The following is a 26,415-nucleotide window of genomic DNA, read 5'->3' as shown; positions in this document are numbered from 1 at the left end:
ATTATTGGTTTTATTTAGTAACTTACTTAGTCGACATAGCAAACTTTTCTAACCGGCGATAAATGGCACTTTTACTTATGCCAAGTAATTCACCTGCTTGTTCTACATTGTTGTGAGTTTGCGCCAGTGCCATTTTAAGGAGTTTTTTCTCAGCATCTTCGAGGGTCATCAAGGGAATATCATCTTTTGAAGATGCATTATTCGATGAATTTTTCAGCACTTTAAACTCAAGGTCATGCACATCTATACAATCACTTTCGGCCATTAAAACCGCTCTTGCCATCATATGACTGAGCTCTCGTACGTTACCCGGCCATGCATAATCAAGCAAAGCCTGTTCGGCTAATTTGCTCAACGGTAACGGAGTTAGTTGATATTGTTTGGCATGTAATTCAATAAAATGCTTTGCCAACACTATGATGTCTTCGGGGCGAGCACTTAGAGGAGGAATAGTGAGCTCTATGGTGTTCAATCTAAAATATAAATCGGTTCTAAACTCACCACTTTCAAGCATGGCCTCAAAGTCGGCATTAGATGCCGCAATAATGCGACAACTCGCCTGTTGGGTCAGCGTATCACCGACTCGCTCAAATTGTTTTGACTCAAGCACCCGCAGCAGTTTCGCTTGTTGATTCGCCCCCATTGTCGCAACTTCATCTAAAAACAATGTACCATTATTGGCAAGTTCAAAGCGCCCCACTCTGTCTTGCTTAGCATCGGTAAATGCGCCTTTTTTGTGGCCAAATAACTCGCTTTCAAACAAACTTTCTGGAATGGCGCCCATGTTTACCGACACAAACTCACCGGTGCGTGCTGAGTGAGCGTGCACATATTCTGCGATACAGCTTTTTCCAGTGCCATTTTCACCACGCAAAAATATCGTCGCATCGGTTTTAGCAATACGCTCTAACTGCGCTTTTAACTTTTGCATCTGTGGGCTATGCCACAAAATAGAATTTGTATTGTGGTTTGATGAAATTTCGCTATTGCCCAATTGAGTTGGTTCTTGTTGGTTAGAAATCGCTTTTTGATGATCAATTTGTGCTAAAGCTAAGTGCTTTTTGACCATCATCACAACGGCATGATTATCCCAAGGTTTAGCAAAAAAATCCTTCGCGCCCAGTTGCATAGCCTCAACAGCCAAAGAGACACTCGACCAAGCGGTCATCGCCAGAATAGGTGGAGAGCTTGTTTTTTGTTGTTTACGCAAAAACGCCAACCCTTCTTCGCCCGATGTGGTGTCAAACTCAAAGTTCATATCGAGCAGAATTAAGTCAATATGATGCGAGTGTAAAAGCTCGCTAGCAACAGCAGGACTCTCAGCTTCAAACACCTCATAACAATGATTGTTTAGCAAAAAACGAAGACTGAGTCTCACGTCGCCTCTGTCTTCTACAATCAAAATATGCTGCTTTGCTGCTGGCATGCCCATACTGCTCCTTGGATGTTATTTAGTTATAAGTTATAAGCTGTAAGCTGTAAGCTGTAAGCTGTAAGCTGTAAGCTGTAAGCTGTAAGCTGTAAGCTGTAAGCTGTAAGCTGTAAGCTGTAAGCTGTAAGCTGTAAGCTGTAAGCTGTAAGCTGTAAGCTGTAAAACGAGTTTAACCTAGTCCTCATTAAGAAGACTAGGTTAGTGCTTTGCAAAGTTTCAGATTACACGCTCAAGGTTATTCATTACGCAGCGCTTTTAGAGGATCTGAGCTCACTACAGAGCGCACCGGTAAGTAGCAGGCCAATACAGAAATCGCCACCATGATAGGAATGGCCAGCAATAGCACTGAAATTTCCCCTGTTATTTGCATCGCAAGGAGTCGTGTGCCAATTAAATAGCCTATTCCCGCCAGTACGCCACCTAAAAGCACACCAAATACAACAGGCTGCATACTTTGCTTTAATACCATTTTGATCACTTGTCCAGTATGCGCACCAAGTGATAGGTGAATGCCCAGCTCGTAACGACGCATGTGCACGCTGTAACTCAGTACGCCATAAATACCCGCAGCAGCCAGACTTAATGCTAATACAATTAAACTCATCGTTAAAATCGCAACCAATTTTGAGGCTCTTAATCGAGTCGTTAGCATATTGTCTAGCGTTTCAAAGTAAGCAATACTCAGTTGCGGGTTTACCTCTTTTAGGGCTTCGAGTAATTGTGCTCTATCGACTTGTTCATTGCTTTTGAAAGTGATTGCAAAACGAGAGCCTGCTTCAAACGGTAAATAATAGCGCTCTTCTGCATAGCTATCTCGATTGTCTGGTACATAGATATTGTCTACTACGCCCACAACTGTGAGTGGCTCATTCGGTGCTGCTTGCAATGTTTTGCCAATTGCAGACTCTGACTTAAACAGACGCTCTGCGAGTGCTTTACTAATAATAATTTCTTGCGGAGTATTTTCTGAACCTTGTAATGAACTAAAACTGCGCCCTTCAAGCATCGGCATACCGAGTAAAGCAAAACTATTTTCGTCGAAGAAACCAACACTGACGATGCCTAACATTTCGTTATTTTCATCGTACAAGTAATTTTCCCAGCCCATTTGCAAAGGAGAAGCGATTGTCAGCGCAGCATCTTCAACTTGCGGTAACGATTTGAGCTGGCTTTTGACTTGTTGCGCAACATCATGAAAACCTGCATTTAAATTACCCGTATCGACGCGAAGATAATTTACATTATTGGCATTGAACCCGGCATCTTTAACCAATTTATTAATCGCAGGAGATAACACTGTTGTCGCGCCAAGTAACAGGGCTGTGGCTAATCCAACTTGTAAGGCAACCAGTACATTTCTGGTGAGACTAGATATCTGTGCTCCCGTACCTTTACCACTGCTTTGCAATGTTTGATTAAGCTGTTTGTAAGGCACTTGTTGGCTGGCGAGCTTCGCCATGACGATACTGATAAATACACTGACAATAACACTTACCGAAATTGTCACAGGATCTAGAGTTAGATGCTGCATTCTCGGGAACATATACTGTAAATCGCTGGCTAACCAAACCATTGACCAGCCCGCGATGAGCAAGCCAAAAATACAGGCAAGCATAGATAGCAACAGCGCTTCGCTAAACATGCCTAAAAAGATATGGTGTGTTTTCGCCCCCAATGCCGCTTGAATGGCCATCACGCGTTTTTTTTGCACCGCGCGAGATAAAAATAAATTACAAATGTTAGTGACAGCAATGAATAACAAGGTAATCACACCTGCCAGTAACAACAATGCCATTTCGCCACTATCCGCGACTATTTTCTGTTTTATTGGTACAAAGCGTGCGCCAATTGCGGTATTAGCAGCAACATCATCGCGACTTTGATACAACTCGTTAATTTGCTCACCAAGTGCGGTATTTACTTGCTCAATTGATACACCATTTTTGAGAATTGCAATGCCATTTACTCCACCGGTAATACTTCCCCAATTACTAGTGCGGCTAATTTCTTGGTCAAAACTAAACCAAGCATGCATAGAAAAATTACCAAATACTTCTGGCGCATTAAAATGACTCGCTGTTACACCTATGATCTGATATTTATCATTAGCAATAGTTGTATAAGTACCAATCACCTTTGGGTCAGCACCAAAGTGCGTTTGCCAAGCCTCAAAACTCAATACCAAGACTCTTTGCTTATCATTAATGGTTTCTTGTTGATTAAAAGCACGGCCTAAATGCATAGGCACATCAAGCATAGTAAAATACTCAGGTGTGACTCGAACGCCATCAAGGTAAGGTGTGTCTGACAAATCTCTTAGTTTTGCACCAAACAAACTCATAAGAGCCATTTGCTCGATATATTGCTCGTCTTTATAAATATGATACTGCGCCGACAAAATCTGAAAGCCGTATTGCGTCTCGCCATTGATTGTTTCGCTTTGGTCGGTAACGACGAGCTTATCAGCATTCGGGTATGGTAAAGGCTTAGTCAGTACCAAATAATTGATATTCAGCACCACCGCAAGTGCAGCTAATGTCACTGCAAGGGTCGTGATCACTGTTAAGCTAAACCCCGGTAATCTTAATAAACTGCTGACTGCGAGTTTAAATTCTTCTTTGATGATACTCATACCGCCAGCTCCATTTTAAACTCATCGGCCATCACACCATCAAGTAAATGCAACTTGCGTTTTGCCATATCTGCATATCTTGGGTCGTGGGTTACCATACAAATGGTGGTGCCTTGTTGGTTTAGTTCAGCCAGCATCATCATAACCGCATCACCGTTTTTAGAGTCTAGGTTACCGGTTGGCTCATCAACGAGTAAAATTGCCGGGTCGTTGACTAGGGCTCTGGCAATCGCAACACGCTGCTGTTGACCGCCTGATAACTGATTCGGTTTATGACCCGCTCTGTGTGTCATTTCAACCTTGGCCAAGCACGCCTCTACTTTTAGTTTAATTTCTTCTTGCGATAAAGGTTGCTCACGATAGCGTAGTGGCAGTGCTATGTTGTCGAAAACCGACAATTCATCAATCAAATTAAACGACTGAAATACAAAGCCAATATGCTCATTTCGCATACTCGCTCTTTGATTAACACTAAGATCACTGACATCGTGACCGGCTAGAATATATTCACCGTCTGACGCGGTGTCTAATAATCCTAGTATCGATAAAAGAGTAGATTTACCACAGCCTGAAGGGCCTGAAATCGATACGTAATCACCTTCATTGATTTCTAAATCAACGCCACGTAAGGCATGGGTTTCCATCTCGCTGGTTACAAACTTTTTCGTGATATTGGTTAGCTTTATTTTGTTATTACTCATGATCTTTCCTTTTTTATATCGCGATTGCCTGGCTTACTTCACAATGGCAATGTGGGTATGTGCTTGCCAGCGAGTCATATCGTTTAGGATAAACTGCTCATGTGCTTGTGCGCCAGCAAGTATTTGAATTTGCTCGTCTGTTGCCGCACCAAACTGAATTGGAGTAGCGATGGCCGAGCCGTTATCGGTTAACTTAAATAAGGTAGAATTTGAAAAAGCTTTTACGTTGACGGGTTTTTTAATAAACAGTGCGTTTGCTAATTGACCCACGGCAATTGTGCCTTCGATGTTTAGCTCTGGTCGGGCGTTGTCGGTTAACGCGCCGTTTAGCGCCACTTCAACCTGTATATTGCCGTTGTTTATAACCGGGTCGATGCGGATCACTTCCCCTAATATCTCTCCGCGACGAGTATTAATACTCACCGCCTGCGCCAGTTGAATAGACTGCATTTTTGACTGTGGCACATTCAGCAAAGCATAGAGATCCGTGGTACTGCCGACTAAAGCCAATTGCTCCCCTAAATTCACCGCTTGCCCGAGTTCTACACTGAGCGATTGCACCACACCATGAATACCTGCTTTAACCGTTAAGCTGTCGAGTTGTTGTTGTACTAAATCTAATGCCTCTTGTTGCGCCAAAATATTTGAGTCGGCAATTTTTAAATTGGCAGCATGCAGGGCCTCGAGCTGGGTAATGCGTGCAGTTTCAATCTCTAAACGACGAGTTAACTGCCTGACCTGCAACTTAGTACGCTGGTAGTCGATATTAGAGACAATACCTTTGCTGACCAATTGACTCTGTGCGTTCGCTTCGAGTTCAGCGCTTTCAAGATCGGCTTGAATGCGAGCTAGCTCAGCCTGTTGAGCAAGCAATTCGCGTTTTTGGTTTATATCCGTTTGAATGCGTTGATTTTTACTGTCGATGTATGCACGCTTTGCATCGCGCACTGATTGGGTAATGTTCGGATCTGAAAGTCTCAAAATAATACTCTCAGGCGTTACTTCCGCACCCGGTTTTAAAATAATTTCATCTACTGTTGCCTGACTTTTCGCAGTGAGTAAACGCGGCTTTTTCGACTTTAAACGGCCAAAGCCTGACACTTCTAAGTTTAATACGCCCTGCTCGACCTTCGCCGACCAAATCTCATTGGCTTTAATTTGCTGTGCATGACTCGGTTGTAAAAATAGCCAAATACAGGCCGCCAATAGCAAGCAAACAAACGCTAAAATGCTCAGTTTCCGTTTGGTGTTTTTTTTGGGCTTTACGACCACATCCATAACTCGATCCCATACTGTTTTTAATCTTTAATGCAGTAGATAAATCAAGTGCCATGCCAAAACATAAGAGCATGAAAAATAAAGATTTTAAGAAACCTTTATACAAATACAGAAATATTATTTTCGAAACCGAAAAACAATTTATCGAAATCGAAACTTCAAAATCAAAATATTCCCTTACATCTATTCACTATCAAAAGCCCTGTTTTAGATATAACTTACGAGCTCAATTTGAATGAATCATTAACAAAATATAGGGATCACAATGTTTGAAATGTTAGTGGGTCTGGAAGTCAGTAATGATGAAATATATGACCAATACCGTGATGCTATGAAGCCTATTCTAAAACGTTTTGGTGGTGAATTTGGTTATGATTTTAAAGTATCTGAAGTACTGAAAAGCGAAGAAAACACAGAAATAAATAGAGTATTCACCATTCGCTTTTCTGATGAACAAAGTAAAAACGCGTTTTTTAATAACGATGATTACCAATTAGCAAAACAGCAATTTTTCGAAACTCCTGTCAATCAGGTCACCATCATTGCTAGTTACACAAAATAGCTAGTAATGATAGAGACCTGATTGCTTAAAGTTAAGCTATTTTGCTTGTCGTAATTTGGCAGCTTCTAGACTATTTTGAATAGCTGATTCTAACAACAACGTATCACTGCCAGGCCCGACAGTGAGTAACTTCGCCCCTGTCGTCGGCTTTCCGCGGTAAGGCCTGACATAAATTTCACCATCCGGACAGCGTTCAAAATAAGTATAACCGGGCTCTGTGCCTAAAACTGTACAACCCTTAATTCGGATCACGCTGCTTGGGATCGCATCACAGATTTCTTTAATACAAATAGGGTCTGGTAAGTTAGGTAAATCAACTGAGCACGAGGACCAATGTGACTTATGATGCGCAAGCTTTTCTGCACTATTATTCGATGGCAACAGCTCAGGAAGTTTATTTATTTCTAGCTCTTCGCAAAGCATGATCTCTGCGGTTGGATTAATCACTCGAATATCGCTTTTCACTTGAGCCAAACGAGCTTCACTTACTGAGTCAGTATGCGACAGTGTGATCAAAGACGAGACTTGTATTTGATTCGCTTCTAGCTCGTTATGGATATCTCTCAATTGCCAATTTTTAACATCAACCACAGAAATTTGTACCGGAGGCATAAAACGCGCTTCTATGCCCACCCCAAGAAACCCCATTAAGGCACAGGCATCGGTTGTGCCATTCGCTTCGATGAGTGTAATGCCATTGGCACGCTCAGGAATTCGATTAACCGACTCTCTCAGCTCACCAATACCACTACAACAAATACAGCTGCCATTCAGTGCTTTTAGACTTTTCTCATCAAGCATATCCAAAAACTGCTGCGCATCTAAATTGGCATTTTCATAATCATTTAAAACCACAAAAGGTGACCAATTCGCTTTGCCGTATTCAGTGACCAAACGTTTTAATAACGTGGTTTTTCCCGCCCCAAGAAAACCAACGACAACAATAATAGGTTCCACTTTCTATCCTCTCATTTGTAAGTCAACTCGACTTTAAACACGCCCCGAAAACGTGATATTATCACAAAAATATTTTAAATTACCCTTTTCGATGAATTCTCATAAACTCCCTCTTAATTGACACAATTAAAAAGAAGATAAAACCTAGTAAATCCATATTCCCTCCATAATGAATTCATAATTACTTGATAAAAAATACCTTCTGCAATATTGCAGAGTCATAACAACAATAAAAATTAGATGCGTCATGATCGGCTCCTACAGGATGTTGAGCCGATTATTTTTTATCACTATGTCCTGCTCACGTTCTTTTCACCTTCATTAAACTTTATAGCTTTCATAAACATAGTTCTCTCAGTTACTATGTCAGTAAAATTTATACCTCCCCCTTTTAATCAAGTGATTTTATTTGAGGCAAGGTATTAAAGTGACTACAAGGAATATCAATGCGTCAAAGTTTAAGAAATAAAATCATCTCTGTGTGTGAGCAAAAGATAGCGAAAAAGGGAGAGACCGTCGGTGTGTCGTTTTATGCTTTTTTTGCTAATAAAAACGACGACCCAGATCAACTGATGGAAGCTGCTACTTGGTGGATACAAACGCATCAATTAGATCACTTCGAAAAAGCTGTCAAAATTAAAGAAATGGTTGAGCAAGGGCTGTAAATAAATGGAAATGAATAAAACCACTTTTAGACTTTTTATTGCACTGAGTTTACTCTCAGTAATCAGTGCTATCAGTTACTCTGCTGTTAAAGACTTTCAATATCCAGATTTGGTTCAGCAATTTTTAGATACTTCAGAACAAGCGCTTACATGGCTTGATTGGATCCCTCTAGCTGCCACTCTGATTGCCTTTTTTGCAAACATTTCATTATTATTTTTTTCGAACATTGGGCGGTTTGTCTATGTAATCTGTATTCCCTTTACACTCATTTTGCCTGGATTAAACAACGAAACGGTAATTACTAATCAAATAGAAGATCTGCTTTTTGGTATAGATACATTAATAACAGGCTTTGTGATTGCTCTTTGCTATTTTTCAAATGCTTCTAATTATTTTAAACAACCTAAATAACAAATACTTTTATAACGTTATGACACAAAAGCAGACTTTCGCCTGCTTTTATAAAGTTAACACTGCGGGTTATCTCGCTCTTTATTGAAGCTCAACCCAAAATACACCAACATCTTTTTTAACGACCTTAACTTGGCTGCCTTTGCTTAAAGGTTGTTTACTCTTAACTAACCACTCTATGCCTGAATAAGCATATTTATAGCCGTTATGCTCATCAACGTCCTGCTCTAAGGTGAAAGTAAGCTCTGCAAAATCACTGTGCACATCAGTTGACTCACGACTTTCTTGTAACCTTTTAAGCGGCTTCCAAAGCAGTGCTGCTAAGCCGGCAGTTATGATGGCATTCACCCAAAGGGCGGTTATCCAACTTGCATCGAGTAAGCCTGCATACATCAAGGCACCACTGAACACCAATGAAAGGCCAACAAAGAACAGCACAAAAGTGGCAAAGCCAAGCACTGCCACTTCAATAATCAGTGCTATGACACCCAATATGAGGAGTGTTTGCGCAATATTGTCTGTCAAAAATTCCATAGGCTAGCCTTTTTGTTTTTGATTTAACGAGTTGATAATCGACATACCTTGTGCAACCAAAGAGCTTGCATCAGTGCCGCTGTCTGGTAAAAGTACAACTGATGACTCCTTAGCAATCGCTTCTTTGGCACTAATCGCCTTGGTTGCTAAGTCTAGTTGAATGGCTTTTTGACCTTGCTCTGTATTCGCTGCTTCACCGACTTTACGAAGAGCATCTGCTTGTGCTTCAGCAACGGCTAAAATTGCTTTTGCTTCACCTTCTGCCTGTAAAATTTGCTCTGCTTTATCAGCTTCAGCTGCAAGAACTTGCGCTTGCTTTTTACCTTCGGCAACATTAATGGCCGCTTGTCTATCACCTTCAGATTCTAAAATTTGCGCACGTTTCACACGTTCTGCTTTCATTTGTGCTTCCATCGCTTCCATTACAGAATTAGGTGGCACAATGTCTTTAATCTCATAACGTAATACCTGAATACCCCATGGCTCTGATGCTGAGTTAATCGCAGCAACAATATTGGTATTCAGTAAATCACGCTCTTCAAAAGTTTTATCTAACTCCATTTTACCCAGTTCACTACGCATTGTAGTTTGCGCTAATTGGGTAACCGCAAAAATATAGTCATCAACGCCGTAAGTCGCTTTATATGGATCTAACACTCTGAAATATAAAACACCATCAACAATTAAAGAAATATTGTCTTTGGTAATGGCTGACTGAGAAGGCACATCAACCGCCTGCTCTTTTAAACTTCTATCCGCGGCGACACGATCAATGAAAGGAACAATAAAGTTTAAACCCGCTTCTTTGGTGGATTGATATTTACCAAAACGCTCAACCATCCAAGCACGATTTTGTGGTACAAATTTGATGCTACTTTTTAAGACAATAATCACAAAAAGCAGTAGAAAGAATTCGACTTGAAATACAAATTCTAAAATTTGGCTAACTGGATCCATGTTTTCTCCTTTTTATTATTGAGTATTCAGATTACCACCTTGTTTCTATGTTCTCTACTTAGATTTTTTCCTTTAATAAGAAAAAAGTTTGTTTTTGTTCAAACATTTAAAAACCACCATTTGTACCGATTTATTTACAAAATCCCCGCCAGCATTTTTGCATACTGTATATTTTTACAAAAACATTACAGCCAAAACCGCTAAAAACCTAAAAAGGTACAAACGTTAACAATCTTAAAAATAAAAACTAATGCAAATACCGCAATTTTGTAACAAGTGTTTATTATATATTTACTTTCCCTATTATGTTGTTTCGGCTTTTGAAACGAGCTGAATAAAATCATTAAGGGAAAACAATGAAAAAAAACAAATTGAACATAGCAATAAGCACAGCTCTTGCGGCTTCTTTATCTGGCTTTGTTGCTGCTCCAGCTTATGCAAATGAAGCTGATTCAAAAGATGAAGCAAGTAAGATTGAACGTGTAGAAGTCACTGGTTCTCGTATCGCTCGATATGAATTCTCTCAACCAGCACCAACAATTACACTAACTGGCGAAGAAATTGAAAGAGCTGGTATTCCTGACCTTGCATCTGTTCTATCTGAACTTCCGGCCATTGGTGCAACTGCGACAATCCGTGCAAACTCAGGTAGCAACTCTGCAGCAGGCTCTAGTAGCATCGATTTACGTCGTCTAGGTACGGCTCGTACTCTTGTTCTGGTAAACGGTAAGCGACATGTAGCTGGTTCTGCTGGTAGCTCAACAGTCGATTTATCTACAATCCCTAGCTCTCTAATCAAGCGTGTTGATGTAATCACAGGTGGTGCATCTGCAATCTATGGTTCTGATGCTGTATCTGGTGTTGTTAACATTATTCTACGTGATGACTTTGAAGGTCTAGAAGTTAAAGCTAGTTACTCTAATTCAACTGAAGGTGTAGGTAACAGAAACCTGACGACTAGTTTACTAGCAGGTGCGACGACTTCGGACGGTAAAGGTAATGTAACTTTCTTCGTTGGAAAAGACGTGATTGACGAAGTAATGGCACGCGATCTTCAAAACTTCAATTTAGATGGTCACGTTCCAAACCCAGAAAATACCGGAGAAGAAGACGGTATTTTTGACGAAATTTGGGTCAAAAACGTGATGTCAGAACGTATTAGTCCAAACGGTGTTTTATTAGCAGGCCCATACAACTACACTTTCTCTAATGACGGTGTAGGTGAATTAATGCCTCAACGAGATTTAACAGATAGTTTTGCATTTGGTAGTTTCCCTGATGGCTGTAAGTACTGCTTCGTTGGTAAAAACTACAACAACTTCTTGCCGGAAAGAGAAAAGGTAACTGTTGCGAGTACTTTTAATTACGAAGTATCAGAAGCACTAAACTTTTACTCTGATGTAAAATATGTAAGAGCTGATATTGCTCAGCAATTCCAACCTAGCTTCCGTTTCAACAGAGACAGAGTAAACATTGCTGATAACCCATTCATTCCTCAAGCATCAAAAGACTTTTTTGCAGCAGAAGGGATAGAAACCGCTTTTGCAAACAAATTCTTTGACGAAATTGGTAACCGTTCTGCAGATAACAAACGTGAAACGTTCAGAATGGTATTTGGTGCGAAGGGTGCTTTCGAGTTGAGTGAAACACCGTTCGATTACGATGTTTACTACTCAAATGGTCGCACAGAAAACGACCGTATCACTCAAAATGACCTGATTGTAGGCAACTATGTTGCTGCGATTGATGCTGTAACAGACCCTGAAACAGGTAAAGCAGCTTGTAGAGCAAATGTTCCTTCGGCACAACCTGACGGTTATTCAAACCCTGCAACTGTAAATCGTAATGCATGTGTGCCATACAACCCATTCGGTTATGGCTTAGCTTCACAAGAAGCACAAGATTGGGTTACTGCTGACGTTCAGCGTAACGATACAATCAAGCAACGTTATTTTGGTGGTTTAGTATCGTTTGATACAGCTGAGTTTTTTGAATTACCTGGCGGTGCGGTAGGTTTAGCTGTAGGTTATGAAAAGCGTTGGGAATCTTCTGAAACATTAACTGATGAACTGACTCGTTCAGGTGCAATGGCGAACGCTGCAACCCCGAATACGTACGGTGAGTACGATGTATCTGAAACCTTCATTGAAACAAGCTTACCTATTTTAGCGGATGCTTTCTTAGCCCACGAACTAACTTTAGATGCAGCATTCCGTAAAGCCGATTACTCGCATGCAGGTAAAGTGGACTCTTGGAAAACTGGTTTTATGTGGTCGCCAATTGAAGGTTACAGCCTTCGTGGTACATATGGTGAAGCAGTAAGAGCACCAAACATTGCTGAAGCTTTCTCACCTCGTTCACCAGGCTTTGGTAGTGTTTCTGATCCTTGTGATGCTGATAATGTTGGTAACCAGCCAAATCGTGCTAAGAACTGTGCGGCACTAGGTATTCCGGCAGACTTCCAGCCTGATGATGCAGTAAGTAAGCGCGTGATCAGTGGTGGTAACCCGAACCTTAAAGTTGAATCTTCAGAGTCATTAACGGTTGGTTTAGTAATGAACCCAATCGACGATCTGACGTTCAGTATTGACTATTACGATATTGAGATCATTGATGCAATATCCAGCCTGAGAGTTCAAACTGTTGCAAATAACTGTGTAGACGGTCCAGAGCTTGATCCAACTTTCTGTGGTCAGGTAACACGTGACCCTAAAACATTAGAAATTACACAAGTTGAGTCAGGTGAATTAAACACAGCAAAACTTGAATTAAAAGGTGTTGATTTTGACTTAAAATACAAGCTTGACCTTGCTGACTTCAATTTACCAGGTGAAGCAAGAGTTAACTTATTCCTAAGTCATACTATTGAATATAACACTTATCAGTTCCAAAACCGTCCTGAGTTAATTGCTCGACAACATGGTCAGCTTGGTGACCCAGAACTACAAGGTAACTTGAGTGTAAATTACCGTCTTGATGACCTTTCTGTAACTTGGTCAACGCGCTTTATTGACCGCTCGGCATTAATCAACCTAGAAGATACCTTGACAGCTGAAGGTGAGCCTCGTGGTGATACAGAAGAAGACCAAGAACATTCATATATTGGTAGTCACTTCACACACGATCTGTCAGCGCGATACAACCTAGACAAAGCGACAGTTGAAGTAGGTTTCCGAAACGTTTTCAACAAGATACTACCTGATTACGTTTCTGGTAATGGTTCTGGCTCATCACTTTACGATCCTTGGGGTCGTCGAGTATTTGCTAACGTAACTTATAAGTTCTAATCTCCCTGAACTTACTCAAAAGGCAAGGTTAACCTTGCCTTTTTTCGTTATTACTAAAAAATGAGAGGATTGTTTGGTAAAGCATATTTGCATCTATTGGTTTACTCACATAACCACTCATACCTTCAGCTAAACATTTTTCTTTATCACCGCTCATTGCATTGGCTGTTAGCGCAATAATTGGAGTATCTTTAAACACTTTATAGCGTGGGTTTTCTCGGATCTCTTTTGTCGTTTGATAACCATCGAGAATAGGCATTTGGCAATCCATTAAAATCACATCAAATTGCTCTGCTGTTGCATGTTCAAGCATATCGAGCACTTCTCTCCCTGAATTCGCTATTTTATATTTAACTTGCCAATTACTGAGTATTTTAGTGGCTACCAGTTGATTTACCTTATTATCTTCGGCAAGTAGTACAGAAAGCCCAGCTAAAGATTGCGACGTTTCAATTGGCTCAGATTGAGTTGGTTTAAACTTATTATTTAACAATTTTTCAGTAAATAACTGCATCAAATCAAAGCAGGTAAAGGGATGATAAAACACGCGACAAGCAGATTCTTTCACTAACTGGCTATTGGGAAAATCACTATTCACATTACAAATAATGCTGATCTGCTTCGCTTGCCTTTGAGCACTTTCAATTAAATAAGTACTTTCTAAGCCTGATGCAGAGCAATTCACCAAATCTAAAATGATTAAATCAAAAAAGGATTGCTGCAAAGATTTAGGTGTCAGCAATTTAAGGGATAAGCCTTTTGCTGCAAACTGATTTTCTATGATTTCAGCAAAAGTGGAGCTCGGGCTATATAACCCAATAGACTTAGGTATCTGTAATTCACAGTTATCACTTGTCTTAGAACCATACCTTTCGGCAACTAAAGAAAAAGCAAATTCAGTGCCTTTTTCGGGTGAGCTTGATACCAGTGACACATCGCCTTCCATCAAATTACATAAGCGCTTTACTATGACGAGCCCGAGCCCTGTTCCACCATAGAGCCGAGTTGTTGATGCATCACACTGGCTAAATGCATTGAATAATTTATGTTGAGCTTGGCTGTCTATCCCGATCCCGGTATCAATTACTTTCCCTGTTAATCTCACTCTACCATCTTCTTGCAGTTCAGACTTTAGCTCAAGTTTGACATGCCCTTGCTCGGTAAATTTAATCGCATTACTCAATAAGTTATTGAGTACCTGCCGAACTCTAACTGGGTCTAGCTGTAAATTATGATGAGTGACTTGATGGCAATCGACAAATAACATAACTGGTTTGTTACTCAGCGCTATGGCAAATGATTTGGCGACACTGTCTAATAACGCTAATAGCTCAACAGGTTCATTGTTGATTTCTAGCTTACCTGATTCAATTTTTGAAAAGTCTAAGATGTCATTTATTACACCAAGCAGTGAGTTTGCACTTGCATGGGCAAGCTCTGTATATTGATCTTGTTGTTTTGACAGAGGGGTATTTTGTAAAAGCTCCAAACACCCTATCACCCCATTTATGGGTGTTCTGATCTCATGACTCATATTTGCCAAAAATTCAGATTTAAGTTTTGAATGTTTCTCTGCTCGTGCTTTTTCAATTTTCAAGGCTTCATTGGCTGTGATAAGTTGTTTTTGAACTGATTTATTTTTGTTATTTCTTATTTCACCCGTCATGATGGCAAAGGCGAAATTAAACAATAGCTGACTCATGAACAAAGCAATAATAAACCACTGGGCTTTTATAGAGTCATCTTGTTGCAGATTATTAGCCCCTTGCCAATTCACATCGATGATCTTATTGAATGACACCACGAATAAAATCACGACACTAAGTAATATTAAAAAGCTTGAAACTTTAAAGCGGCCTTGGCTATGGCGATATAAACACCACAAGACCCAACTTAGAAAAATCACGACCGTGGTCACACCAAGCGTGAACCTTAAAGGGTAACTAGGGTAAATAAAGGTCAGCATAAGATGCAGTAAAACGTAACAAGTTATAAAGATTGCGAGTTCAATTTTTGGAACACTTCGCTCACAAGCTCGGTAAGTACCCTGTAAAATAAACAAAAATGACGTTTGTACCACAAAATTAGGGAGTACATATTTAAGCGCTTCTGGAAGAACAGCTTGGCTATTAAATAACAATAAGCCTGTCATCAGGAAACAAGATGATATGGCCCAATAACGCACTGCTGTGATATCTCTGTTTGCCAACCACAGAAAAATCAAAGAAACGGCAGAAGTAAATACACCGACACCACTCATTAATAATAACGTGACTGTTGATAATTGCATGGCATCTCTTTGGATGGGGTAAATATAAAATGGCAACCAACTTCAAAGTGGCAAATTTGTATGTTTTTAGCCACATGGTTAATATAAAAACCTAGTCGCCAACTACCATAATGTAAAGCTAAACACTTGTAATAAAACTCTTAACAGAGCTGGACTAATCTTCTATATTGAAGAGGCTTTGCTTTTATAGATTACTTGTATGGCTGCGCAAATATGCCCGAATATATAAAAATTATTCTTCTCACCAGCCTAGCCGGATTATGTATCCCTATTGGCGGTTTAATTGCCAGTATTGAATCTATTCGCCCTTATTGGCTAGAAAAAGAGCTGAGACATTTTCTTATCGCATTTGGCGGTGGCATTTTATTGGGCGCAGTAACAACTGTATTAGTGCCTGAAGGCATGCATAATTTACCAAGTCAGTTCATTGCCATTGCGATTTTGATATTAGGCGCGCTGAGTTTTTTCTTTATAGAACGACAACTTGGACTCAAACGCCGTGAATCGCCTCAATTAATGGGTATGACTTTAGATTTTGTGCCCGAAGCAATTGCATTAGGTGGTCTGGTCGCTACTGGCTCATCGACCGCTTTAATGCTCGCTCTGCTGATCGGTTTGCAAAATTTACCTGAGGGTTTTAACGCTTTTCGCGAATTAAAAGAACAAAACAAAAGTACTAAAACCACTTTGATGATTATGTTCTTACTGGTGCCATTAGGCCCTTTAGCTGGATTGTTTGGCTATTATGTGTTGGCAGGACATCAAGCCATGTTAGGCGCTATTATGCTCTTTGCGTCTGGCGGGATCTTATACTTAATTTTCCAAGATATAGCACCGCAGTCTAAGCTCAAAAAACATTGGGGGCCTCCGCTTGGTGCTGTTTTTGGCTATGCCTTGGTGTTATTCAGTAATATGCTGATTGGCCATAGCTGATCAGCATTGAGGAAAATATCTATTTCAGTTTAATTCACCCATTTATTGCGGCGGAAATAAATCACTTGTGCCACTACTAAAACAAACAGCATGCCACTGAATATGTAGAAAGCCATCGGATTATCTGTACCTGGCACTCCACCCACATTAATGCCTAACAACCCAGTTAAAAAACCAAGTGGTAAAAATATCGCAGCCACAATCGACAACACATACATGCGGTCATTCATGATCTGCCCAACTCGCACATTGATCTCTTCTTGCAATACAGCTGCACGCTCTTTGCATGAATCTAACTCTTCGATATAGCGTGTAATATGGTCAAGCGATTCGCGAATTTGGTGTTTACATTCACTGCTTAACAGAATGTTTTTATCATGAAGTAATGACTGAAGAGCTTCTCTCTGCGGTGATAAATGGCGGCGGATTGCAATAATTTGTCTGCGTAAGTTTGCCAACTCCGATTGAAAGCTCGCTTGCTCTCCCGTCAATACCGAGTCTTCATATTCACCGAGCTTGTCATCAATGAAATGAACCGTATCAGACATGTTATCAGTCAAGTGCTCAATCATACTCACGAGCCATTCAGAGCTCGTTTTAGGGCCCTCAGCTTGATTCAGTAAAGCTGCAATTTCTGATACCGAAAAAATACGCCTGTGCGCTGTCGAAACCACGCAATTTTCAGTGATATAAAGTCGAATAGACACCATGTCTTCTGGTTTTGCTGATTTTGCCAGATTGATGCCGCGTAAAGAAACAAACAAACCACTACCAAAAAACTGTGCTCTAGGGCGAGTTTCTTCAGAGGTGAGTGCTTCTTTTACTGTATCAGATAAAAACGCAGCGTGTTGAATCCATTCAACCGCATGCGCTTCACTATAATCTAGATGTACCCAAAATGGCTGGCTTTGATCAAGAGACTCAAGCGACACTTGAGCTTGTGACTTTAAATTATAAACGCGTTGTGTGGTGTTGGTTTTTTCCATTACAGGTTCCGTGCTGGATGTCGTGATTATCATTCATGATTGGATCAGCCATAAATAATAATCAGCTTTTCGTTATGATTCAGGACGCTTTTAAAATCTTAGCGTCGTCTATTTCATAACGCGAATAAAAATTGCCCTTGCATAAATAACCACATCCGAATAGTCATTTATCAAGGGCAATGAAGATACTTAAGTTATAAGGGCCTTAATACTGTTTTAGATTAACGCCACTTTGGTTTATCGGCTTCGAAATAGCTTCGCTTTTGTTTTTTGCGTTTTCATCACGCACCTTTTTATTACGTCTTTCTTGTTTATCATTTCTGAGTGAGTCACAACTAATACGCATCATGGAACATCTCATTATAGTAATCACTTGGGGTCATCGACCCTTTACTATTACTCACTGCACTTGAGCGGTGAGAAGCGCGATAAACCGCATATAAAAACTTCTGCCATAACTTGTGCTCGTAAAGCATAACGGGTTCTTGTGAACTTAATGCCGCCACAAATTTGTGTTCTGTTTCAGTTTCTGGCATCAATGAACCGTCATAAAGACCTCTTAAAGTATGCCCATAATGAATTAAATAATTTGCCTCTGAGATTGTAAAAAACCCAGAACGATCAATACCCCCAAAGAAGTGCTCTTCAGCATAAAACTTTTTACTTCCTGGACGAATATCCGCAATCATAACTGTCTCCAAAATGTAAGCCCTAACAAGCTAGGGACAAAGCAAACATAAAAGAAGATTTAATGTTTGAAAAACAAATAATAATTGTCGTGAAATAAAAACTTTTTAGTTTTCCTTTTTGAAATTTCCACCATAAATTTATCTCGGAAATAACCCCACTAGGAAAAACGATGAAATACCTTTTATGTGTTGTCTTTTTGTTTGCATCTGCAATGACCTTAGTCAATGCCGCTGAGTCTGAAAATGCTTCGCCATGGGAAGTGAAAGACGCGTATTTATACTGTGTTGAGGCTTACGGTGACAAAGATGAGAAACAACTACTTGATTGCGTGAATGAAGAAATGATCGCAGGTGAGTACAATACATTTAAAACACTGACTGATGTATTGGCATATATCGAAAAGGCAGAGTAATAAAACTGCTTTGCACTGATGCCTAAGGATGCGGGACAGGCAAGTAATGCAACTTAAAACCTCTAGCACTATTTTGGCAACCTCCTCATTCACAAAAGGGCTCATGACGAGCCCTTTTTATTTATGCTTTATCTGGTGATTTTCAATTCACCATCGATATGAATATCTCTTTGTGGGAAAGCAATCACAATATCAGCGTCTTTAAATGCTTTATCTAGGGCAAAACGAATATCACTCGAGACTAGTCTCAGCCCCCCTTCGACAGTTGAGTTGATCCAAAAATAAGACTCAAAGACCAATGCATTATCACCAAAATCTAAGAAAAATACGGAAGGCTCGGGGTCATCCAACACTTTGTCATGGGCTTTTGTAGCAGCTAACATAAGCTTTGCGACTTGCTCACAATCAGAACCATAAGCCACGCCTATTCGCACAGTACCACGCACTAATCTGTCTCTTAACGTCCAATTCACCACCGTATTTTCGAGCAGTTTGCTGTTTGGGATAAGCATATGCACGCCATCAACACGACGGATCCGTGTTGAGCGGGTATTTATTTCTTCAACAATGCCCTTAACCCCCTCAACCTCTAAGAAATCACCAATACGAATGGGTTTTTCACCAATTAAAATCCAGCCACTGATAAAGTTATTTATGATATTTTGCGCACCAAAACCAAAGCCGATGGCAATCGCCCCTGATAAAAACGCAAATGCCGTGATCGGCACATTAAGCATCGACAGCGTCGTTAAGAAGATAATCGCCAAAGACACGATGACGATGATTTTACGAATTAGCTGAATGATATTGGGGTCTCGCTTTTTCGCGGTTAAACGCTTTTCGACAGATTTAACGATCACTCGCACCAGCCAGAAGCTCAAAATCAGCCATAAAGGAATGATCAGTACTTCACCGACTGTGAGCGGTTCTTCATTGAATGTAAAAATGGCATGGTTCAAAAGCGCACTTAATTTCGCGAGCATAATTTATCCTTTTTTAGGTCTGTACCACTTATTGACTATTGTGACTCAGTCACAGCCATAGAAATATACAGGATTTATCGTCTTTATTCTGTTTATTAAAGCCGCTTGGCACATAGCTTGAACTAATTATAGCTAAATGTAGTTAATTCAAAAATAAACCAATGAAATAATTGAGTTTTTAATTATAGAGCTAACTATCGGGATAAAAACAACACTGAATTAGTGCACGATTGCACCACAATGAGGCAACTATGAATTACACTGAAGTTAATTTTGATGGGTTAGTTGGACCAACACATAATTATGCCGGGCTGTCATATGGCAACGTGGCATCTAAGTCGAATGCCAATAAAGCCGCAAACCCCAAAAAAGCTGCGTTACAGGGTTTAGAAAAAATGCATACGCTTAGCCAGATGGGGTTACATCAAGGTGTATTAGCGCCCAATGCTCGACCTGATTTAATCACATTAAGAAGCCTTGGCTTTTCAGGCTCAGATGCCAATGTTATTTCACAAGCAGCAAAATCAGCCCCGCAATCTTTAAAAGCCTGTTATTCAGCATCTTCTATGTGGACAGCCAATGCGGCAACCGTGTCACCAAGTGCCGACAGTGGCGATGGAAAAGTGCATTTCACCCCTGCGAATTTGAACAATAAAATTCACCGAGCCATTGAAGCCAAAACCACCAGCAAAATTTTAAAAGCCACGTTTGCAGATGACTCTGTGTTCACGCATCACGCTCCTTTGCCTCAACATGTTTTATTTGGTGATGAAGGCGCTGCAAACTATACCCGTTTAGCCGACAGTTATGGTCATCCAGGGTTAGCGCTTTTTGTATATGGCGAAGACATGAACAGCAAAGTAAAACCGCAAGTTTTTCCGGCGAGACAAACCCGCCAAGCTAGTGAAGCAATTGCCCGCAGTCACCTGCTAGACCCCGCGCAAACCCTGTACATTCAGCAGAACCCAGCTGTCATAGATCAAGGGGTTTTTCATAACGACGTAATTGCCATTGGTAATGAAAATGTCTTTTTATTTCATGAACAAGCTTTCTATCAGCAAAAGAAAGTCATTGCGCAAATCAGACAAAATTACACTGGCACGCGCCCGTTACATTTAATCGAAGTTACTGACGCAGACTTGAGTGTTGATGAAGCTGTTAAAAGCTATATCTTCAACAGCCAGTTAGTCAGCTTGCCAAATGGAGGCATGGCATTGATTGCACCGAGTGAATGCCAAACAATCGATGCTGTTGAGCGCTATTTGGCGGCACTTTGCCAAGCCAGCAACCCTATAAACGAAGTCATTTATATGGACTTAAAACAAAGTATGCAAAATGGCGGAGGACCGGCTTGTCTGAGGTTAAGGGTTGCATTATCACAACAAGAATTAAACGCAGTTAACCCATATTGTTTAATGACCGATTCGTTATATGGCACATTAGCCCAGTGGGTAAATAAACATTATCGTGATCGCTTGGTTGAAGCTGACTTAGCAGATCCAAGTTTAATGCTGGAGTCTCAACAAGCGTTAGATGAGCTTACACAAATTATGAACTTAGGCTCGGTATACGACTTTCAACAGTAAACCAATTCATTAAAAACGGCGTGATAAGAATCACGCCGTTTTATTGAAATATCAAGTTTACTTAAAAAGTTAAGTACTCTCTTCGCCTAACCATCACTGTGTTTTAAAGAAGCTCAGATCTTTGTGCATATCTTGTGCTCGCTCACTCATCTCGGTGCTTGCTGCTGTCACTTCTTCTACTAAAGCGGCATTTTTCTGGGTCATTTCGTCCATCTCAGACACCGCCGACGAAGCCTGCTGAATACCATTGAGCTGATTATTGCTGGCATCGGTGATCTCTTTAATCATCGACATCACTTCTCTGACCGAAGAGGTAATCTCATCAAGAGATTCACCAGAGCGATTTACCAATACAGTGCCCTCTTCAACTTTTCTGACCGAATCTTGGATCAAGGTACTAATTTCTTTGGCTGCAGAAGATGAGCGCTGGGCTAGATTTCGCACCTCTCCGGCAACCACAGCAAAACCTCGGCCTTGCTCGCCCGCTCTTGCGGCTTCCACTGCGGCATTTAGTGCCAGTAAGTTGGTTTGAAAGGCTATTTCGTCAATCATACCAACGATGTCTGAGATACGTTTACTCGAATCAGAGATTTCACCCATCGCATCAATTGCGCCTTTGACAACTTCACGACCTCGCTCTGCCGCATCACTGGTTTGCTGCGCATGTGTGTTAACGTTTTGAGCATTCTCAGCATTATTTTTCGCCGATGCTGTTAGCTCTTCCATCGTTGCTGCGGTTTCTTCTAAAGAGGAGGCTTGCGACTCGACTCGCGTACTTAAATCAGCATTACCTGTTGAGATTTCCGATGCACCAGAGCTCACGTTATCAGCGAGATCTAAAATAGACACTAAGGTCGATTTGAGTTTTTCAATTGACGCATTGAGAGAATCTCTGACCAAATTGAGCTCAGGGCCAAATTCGCCTTCAACTCTTTGCAATAAGTCGCCTTGCTCTAAATAAGACAACACTTCAGCAATGGTATCTGTGCCTTGCTTACGCTGGGTTGCATCTTCACCATACATGACGATTTTGGTGATCTCACCCGCGGTATTAAAAATTGGGTTGAAAGATGCGTTGATCCAACGCGCCTCCCCTGACTGAGTTTGATGTTTAAAGTCACCGGTCACAAACTCACCGCTCGATAGCTTTTGGCTAAACTCTTGGTACTCAGATGATGAAATAAAGTCTGGGTGTAACAATGATTCTAAGCTCATACCGACCATATCAGTGGCCTGATGGCAGTTAAACACCGCCAAATAGTTTTCATTCACCTGCTCTAAAATGCCTTGAGTAGAAAACTCTGCCACTGCATTTGCACGGCTAATCGCATCCAGCTTATAGGTAAATTCGAGCGCTTTCATTTTGGTCTCGGTGATATTCGCCTGAACTGAAATAAATTTAGTGAGTGTACCTTCGGCATCAAATACCGGATTAATCGCCAGCGAAATCCAATACGACCCACCGTCTTGGTCATAGTTTAAAATTTCATCATAGAAGGCTTCTTGTGCGTTCAATTTTTCGCGAATTCTTTTTACCGTATTTGCATCGGTATCTGGCCCTTGTAAGAAGTTACCAGGCTTTTTGCCCCTCACTTCTTCTAAGGTATAACCCGTTAACTTAGTAAAACCCGGGTTAATATATTCAATCTTGCCTTCAGCATCGGTAATGACCACCGAGTTGTCAGTTTTATTCGCCACTAATGACAAGGTTTCGAAAGTTGTTCTCCTTGCGACTTCTTCGGTTACATCACGCACAAAGGCGGTGTAATGAATATCTCCATCTATCATCACTTTGGACAGAGCCAAACTGCCCCACACTTGCGACCCATCTTTTCTAAAAACAGGCACCTCACGGCTAGTGCCAACAATCTTATTCTGACCTGTAGCGCGGTTTTTATTTACAAAAGCATCATGATTTTGCTGAATATCCATCGGCACCAACATTTTCACATTTTTGCCTAACACTTCTTTTCGATCATATCCCCAAAGTGTCTCAGCTGCTGCATTAAACTGAGTGACTATATTATCTGGGTTTATTGAGACCACAGCATCAATGGCTTGCTCAAGCACTTGATTTAAATACTCTCGTTGAACTCTTTGTTCGGTCACATCTCGGACAAACGCGGTGTATTGCATTTTTCCGTCGCACTCAACTCGACATAAGGATAAATTGCCCCACACCTTGGTACCATCTTTACGAAAAATCTCAACTTCTCGATTCGAGCCAACTATTTTATCTTGTCGAGTTTGCCTATTGGCATTCACAAAATTATCGTGATTAGCTTGTATGTTGGCGGGCACCAACATTTTAACGTTTTGACCTATCACTTGTTGTCGTGAATAACCCCAAAGCTGTTCAGCGGCTTTGTTGAATTGGATAACATTATTGTGTTCATCAATGCTGACTATGGCATCTAATGCATCTTCCAAAAGCTGCTTAATAAATTCACTTTGAAAACGCTCTTCGGTGATGTCTCTTAAAAAGGCGGTGTAATGAATTTCATCACCAATCGAAAATTTCGATAAAGACAACTTACCCCAGCGTTTTGACCCATCTTTACGGTTGATCTCTACATCTCTTGCAGAGCCTACAATCTTATTAATACCAGATGTTCTGTTTTTATTGACGAATTGATCATGCTGAGGCTGTATGCCTTTAGGCACCAACATTTTTACGTTTTGGCCAATGACTTCTTCTCTTTTATAACCCCAGAGAGCTTCTGCTGCCGCATTAAAAAAAGTCACTTGGTTGTTTTGGTTTATCGATACCACCGCATCGATAGCTTGCTCTAATACAGCTTGATAATAGCTTTGTCCATCACTTGCTGAAGATGATGTGGAAGTCTGATTTGGTGCAAAAATATTCTTAATAAAAGAGAGCATCTAACTTTATCCAAAATAGATTCGTTGCACTTAAGTAAAGTACAAAATTAAAGCATTCACCAACAAGATTCTGTTCTTGAAAAGAAAAACAATACGATTTTTGTTAAGATAGAGATTGAACTTCACGATTTGCATCACGTAAATCAAAATAAAGGAGCCAACTTAAAGATGCGCCCTCACGCAATATTAATCAGTATTCTTTTTACATTGCTGACATTTTTCAGCCACGCAAAAGCCGATAATAACTCAGAACAAACTGTGCAACAGATTGAGTCCCCACTCTATAAACCACTTGTTGAACGCTACATTTTGGATGAGCTCAAACAACTGCGCCAAGACCAGCAAGCTACGCGCGCTGAGCTAATTGAAAAAGTTGTCAATGCCAAATTAGAGTCGTCAGACCGAGCTATCCGTTACACTGCTGACACCACAAACACTATTTTTTACATCATTACCGCTGCGGCTTCTATCTTGGTATTGCTAGGATGGAAATCGATTCGCGACATCAAAGAAAGTATGGAAGCATCGACAACACGACGGATTGAAAAGCTAACAGCCAAATATGAAGACCGCTTAAATCAACTAGAAGACACCATTAAAGAGCGTTCAAATCAGATTGTTGAAGCACAAAAAGTCATATCTGAAAGTAATATGGTGCATTCACTTTGGATGCGAGCGGGTCTTGAAAAAAGCGATCAAGAAAAGCTTAATATTTACGATCAAATCTTAGAAATTAACCCACATGATGTTGAGGCTCTGACATACAAAGCTGATTTATTATTAGATATGAATGATGATGCTTGGGCATTATCGCTTGTAAATCAAGCTATTGAACTAGATAGCAATTATGCACTTGCCTACTGGCAAAGAGCCTGCGCTAAATCTAAACTGGCACAAGTTCAAGAAGCCCTTGAAGATATTCGCACTGCATTGACTCTATCTAGCACCCTTAAAGAAGAGCTCGATAGGGAGTCTTATTTCAGTGGCTTACGCAAAGAACCCGCATTTATTGCACTACAGCAAGCCTAAATTAGTCCTCCCAAATATAATTAAGCCTCTCTTTTAAGAGGCTTAATTGTTGCTTATTCGGTAAATTTATTTATTCCTTTGTAGAACTCAAGTCAGCTCAAATTGGCTGTGCAACTTTCACCACACGTTTCTTTGGTCTTCTTCTTTTTAGCCACATATAGCAGCCTGTAATCGCAAAGATAAGCGGCGTTAAACCAATGACACACCAAATAATTCGGCTAGTTAGACCAGCAAAATAGCCAAAGTGAAGCTTTCGAAAACTATCGACCGCCACCAAGAAGAACGGCGCTTCACGAATATCATAATTTGGCATGCGCTCACCTGTTTGCTTATTAAAGCTGACGGTTGAGGCATATTCACTGGTGACAAAGCTGGTATCGCTTACCTCACCAAAAAAGGTAATTTGCAGTTCAGGCTCGTACGGAAAGAGTAAATACGTTGGTTTAAAGCCGCCCATTTGCTGAGTCGACTCAGCCACCATTTTATCGAGTGACAGCTGGTGATTGTAGAGCCTTTCAGTGATCACAATTTGGTGGTCATCACTATGCTCAAGCTCGTGATGTATGATCTCAGAGATATTCCAATACACACCGGTAAAACCAATCACCAATAAAATAGGCGCAGACCAAATACCAACTAACTTATGAATATCGCTAAACAGCGCGATGCGTTTCACCTTTAATCTCAGAGTAAAAAACTTTTTCCAAAACTGACGGTAAATAATCAGTCCTGAAATGCCCATAAAGAGCAAAATAAGAGACGCCAACCCCGTTACCCACAGCCCGGTATCACCAATCAAAAACTTATAGTGCAAATCAAGCAGCCAGTCAGTTAAGTAATGATTGACCGCAACGGGCTCAGAGCGCACAACCCCTTGGTATTGATCAAGATAGACTTTAAACCATTCACTCGTACCATGTTTGAGCACATAGATGCGATCTGCTGTTATACCATCATCAAAGACTTCCCAACTGCCAATTTCATAACCCTGAAGCTGGTTGTTGAGCTCAGCTCTTAACTCGTCATAACTAAGTCTGTTCCCTGTTTCGCCCGCAACAACTGCAAGTTCTGGCATTAACCAATGATCAAGTTCTTCTTTAAAAACTAAAATACTGCCTGTTAAAGAAATAATGATCAGTGGAATGGCCACAACTAATCCAAGATAGCGATGCCATAGATGAAGTGTTTTTTTCATTTTTGATTGCC

At 40.6% G+C, this 26,415-nt stretch carries 23 protein-coding genes; 8 read left to right on the top strand and 15 right to left on the bottom strand.

The genetic code is table 11. The annotated features are described in order from the left end of the window. Window positions 1-22: 22 nt before the first annotated feature. Genes AAEU28_RS13360 through AAEU28_RS13340 form a run of 5 tightly spaced genes read right to left on the bottom strand, consistent with a single transcriptional unit; the run spans window position 23 to window position 6,043 of the window. Window positions 23-1,426: a sigma-54-dependent transcriptional regulator gene (locus tag AAEU28_RS13360; protein ID WP_421964578.1), complete on the bottom strand. Its 1,404-nt coding sequence runs from the start codon at window positions 1,424-1,426 to the stop codon at window positions 23-25. 29 nt (window positions 1,427-1,455) lie between these two features. Then, on the bottom strand, window positions 1,456-1,617 hold the full coding sequence (locus tag AAEU28_RS13355; RefSeq protein ID WP_421964577.1) for a hypothetical protein: 162 nt from the start codon (window positions 1,615-1,617) through the stop codon (window positions 1,456-1,458). A gap of 50 nt (window positions 1,618-1,667) precedes the next feature. Then, window positions 1,668-4,064, bottom strand: a complete 2,397-nt coding sequence (locus AAEU28_RS13350) for an ABC transporter permease (RefSeq protein WP_421964576.1) — start codon at window positions 4,062-4,064, stop codon at window positions 1,668-1,670. Continuing rightward, on the bottom strand, window positions 4,061-4,765 hold the full coding sequence (locus AAEU28_RS13345; protein WP_421964575.1) for an ABC transporter ATP-binding protein: 705 nt from the start codon (window positions 4,763-4,765) through the stop codon (window positions 4,061-4,063). Before AAEU28_RS13345 ends, AAEU28_RS13350 begins: the two co-directional genes overlap by 4 nt. A 33-nt stretch (window positions 4,766-4,798) precedes the next feature. After that, window positions 4,799-6,043: an HlyD family secretion protein gene (locus AAEU28_RS13340; RefSeq protein ID WP_421964574.1), complete on the bottom strand. Its 1,245-nt coding sequence runs from the start codon at window positions 6,041-6,043 to the stop codon at window positions 4,799-4,801. Between the two features lie 265 nt (window positions 6,044-6,308). Here AAEU28_RS13340 and AAEU28_RS13335 point away from each other — a divergent pair, with 265 nt between their 5' ends. Then, window positions 6,309-6,605, top strand: a complete 297-nt coding sequence (locus tag AAEU28_RS13335) for a DUF1330 domain-containing protein (RefSeq protein ID WP_421964573.1) — start codon at window positions 6,309-6,311, stop codon at window positions 6,603-6,605. Between the two features lie 36 nt (window positions 6,606-6,641). On the opposite strand, the gene AAEU28_RS13330 is transcribed toward AAEU28_RS13335, so the two are convergent. Next, on the bottom strand, window positions 6,642-7,562 hold the full coding sequence (locus tag AAEU28_RS13330) for a GTP-binding protein (RefSeq protein ID WP_421964572.1): 921 nt from the start codon (window positions 7,560-7,562) through the stop codon (window positions 6,642-6,644). Between the two features lie 446 nt (window positions 7,563-8,008). Between AAEU28_RS13330 and AAEU28_RS13325 the strand changes: the two genes are divergently transcribed. Both AAEU28_RS13325 and AAEU28_RS13320 read left to right on the top strand, forming a co-directional pair. Beyond that, window positions 8,009-8,227, top strand: coding sequence for a DUF6500 family protein (locus AAEU28_RS13325; protein ID WP_421964571.1), 219 nt, complete (start codon window positions 8,009-8,011; stop codon window positions 8,225-8,227). A gap of 4 nt (window positions 8,228-8,231) precedes the next feature. Further along, complete coding sequence (locus AAEU28_RS13320) at window positions 8,232-8,639, top strand: hypothetical protein (RefSeq protein WP_421964570.1); 408 nt, start codon at window positions 8,232-8,234, stop codon at window positions 8,637-8,639. Window positions 8,640-8,720: 81 nt separating this feature from the next. On the opposite strand, the gene AAEU28_RS13315 is transcribed toward AAEU28_RS13320, so the two are convergent. Together AAEU28_RS13315 and AAEU28_RS13310 are read right to left on the bottom strand one after the other, a co-directional pair. After that, window positions 8,721-9,173, bottom strand: coding sequence for an NfeD family protein (locus tag AAEU28_RS13315; RefSeq protein WP_421964569.1), 453 nt, complete (start codon window positions 9,171-9,173; stop codon window positions 8,721-8,723). Between the two features lie 3 nt (window positions 9,174-9,176). Next, entirely contained in the window at window positions 9,177-10,130 is a 954-nt protein-coding gene (locus AAEU28_RS13310; protein ID WP_138484346.1) for a slipin family protein, read from the bottom strand. Window positions 10,131-10,486: 356 nt separating this feature from the next. On the opposite strand from AAEU28_RS13310, the gene AAEU28_RS13305 reads away from it, so the two are divergent. Further along, window positions 10,487-13,417: a TonB-dependent receptor domain-containing protein gene (locus AAEU28_RS13305; RefSeq protein WP_421964568.1), complete on the top strand. Its 2,931-nt coding sequence runs from the start codon at window positions 10,487-10,489 to the stop codon at window positions 13,415-13,417. 28 nt (window positions 13,418-13,445) lie between these two features. Here the strand turns inward: AAEU28_RS13305 and AAEU28_RS13300 are convergent, their stop codons facing one another. Then, window positions 13,446-15,707 (bottom strand): ATP-binding protein, encoded by a 2,262-nt coding sequence (locus tag AAEU28_RS13300; RefSeq protein WP_421964567.1) that lies wholly within the window; start codon window positions 15,705-15,707, stop codon window positions 13,446-13,448. 213 nt (window positions 15,708-15,920) lie between these two features. Between AAEU28_RS13300 and AAEU28_RS13295 the strand changes: the two genes are divergently transcribed. Beyond that, the gene (locus AAEU28_RS13295) at window positions 15,921-16,640 is read left to right on the top strand and encodes a ZIP family metal transporter (protein WP_421964566.1); all 720 of its coding nucleotides are present in this window, start codon (window positions 15,921-15,923) and stop codon (window positions 16,638-16,640) included. 29 nt (window positions 16,641-16,669) lie between these two features. Here the strand turns inward: AAEU28_RS13295 and AAEU28_RS13290 are convergent, their stop codons facing one another. From AAEU28_RS13290 to maoP, 3 genes are all read right to left on the bottom strand, one after another. After that, window positions 16,670-17,626 carry a zinc transporter ZntB gene (locus AAEU28_RS13290; protein WP_421964565.1) on the bottom strand — a complete coding sequence of 319 codons (957 nt, stop codon included), beginning with the start codon at window positions 17,624-17,626 and terminating at the stop codon, window positions 16,670-16,672. A 205-nt stretch (window positions 17,627-17,831) separates the two neighbouring features. Further along, complete coding sequence (locus tag AAEU28_RS13285) at window positions 17,832-17,975, bottom strand: hypothetical protein (protein WP_421964564.1); 144 nt, start codon at window positions 17,973-17,975, stop codon at window positions 17,832-17,834. Continuing rightward, window positions 17,962-18,315, bottom strand: a complete 354-nt coding sequence (gene maoP / locus AAEU28_RS13280; protein ID WP_421964563.1) for a DUF413 domain-containing protein — start codon at window positions 18,313-18,315, stop codon at window positions 17,962-17,964. The genes AAEU28_RS13285 and maoP overlap by 14 nt, the downstream gene beginning before the upstream one ends. A 170-nt stretch (window positions 18,316-18,485) precedes the next feature. Here maoP and AAEU28_RS13275 point away from each other — a divergent pair, with 170 nt between their 5' ends. Then, window positions 18,486-18,728, top strand: a complete 243-nt coding sequence (locus AAEU28_RS13275) for a hypothetical protein (protein ID WP_421964562.1) — start codon at window positions 18,486-18,488, stop codon at window positions 18,726-18,728. A gap of 128 nt (window positions 18,729-18,856) precedes the next feature. Here the strand turns inward: AAEU28_RS13275 and AAEU28_RS13270 are convergent, their stop codons facing one another. Then, complete coding sequence (locus AAEU28_RS13270) at window positions 18,857-19,711, bottom strand: mechanosensitive ion channel family protein (RefSeq protein WP_421964561.1); 855 nt, start codon at window positions 19,709-19,711, stop codon at window positions 18,857-18,859. Window positions 19,712-19,962: 251 nt separating this feature from the next. Between AAEU28_RS13270 and astB the strand changes: the two genes are divergently transcribed. Beyond that, entirely contained in the window at window positions 19,963-21,297 is a 1,335-nt protein-coding gene (gene astB / locus AAEU28_RS13265; protein ID WP_421964560.1) for an N-succinylarginine dihydrolase, read from the top strand. Window positions 21,298-21,390: 93 nt separating this feature from the next. Here astB and AAEU28_RS13260 read toward each other — a convergent pair whose 3' ends face one another. Next, window positions 21,391-24,180, bottom strand: coding sequence for a PAS domain S-box protein (locus AAEU28_RS13260; protein ID WP_421964559.1), 2,790 nt, complete (start codon window positions 24,178-24,180; stop codon window positions 21,391-21,393). Between the two features lie 168 nt (window positions 24,181-24,348). Between AAEU28_RS13260 and AAEU28_RS13255 the strand changes: the two genes are divergently transcribed. Further along, on the top strand, window positions 24,349-25,209 hold the full coding sequence (locus AAEU28_RS13255; protein WP_421964558.1) for a tetratricopeptide repeat protein: 861 nt from the start codon (window positions 24,349-24,351) through the stop codon (window positions 25,207-25,209). 97 nt (window positions 25,210-25,306) lie between these two features. Here the strand turns inward: AAEU28_RS13255 and AAEU28_RS13250 are convergent, their stop codons facing one another. Beyond that, on the bottom strand, window positions 25,307-26,404 hold the full coding sequence (locus tag AAEU28_RS13250) for a PepSY-associated TM helix domain-containing protein (protein WP_421964557.1): 1,098 nt from the start codon (window positions 26,402-26,404) through the stop codon (window positions 25,307-25,309). Between the last annotated feature and the right edge of the window lie 11 nt (window positions 26,405-26,415).

This window comes from Pseudoalteromonas sp. SS15, assembly GCF_049257195.1.
In the GTDB taxonomy this organism is placed as follows: domain Bacteria; phylum Pseudomonadota; class Gammaproteobacteria; order Enterobacterales; family Alteromonadaceae; genus Pseudoalteromonas.
The sequence above is the reverse complement of the archived record's forward strand: the minus strand, read 5'-3'. Positions and strand labels throughout refer to the sequence as shown.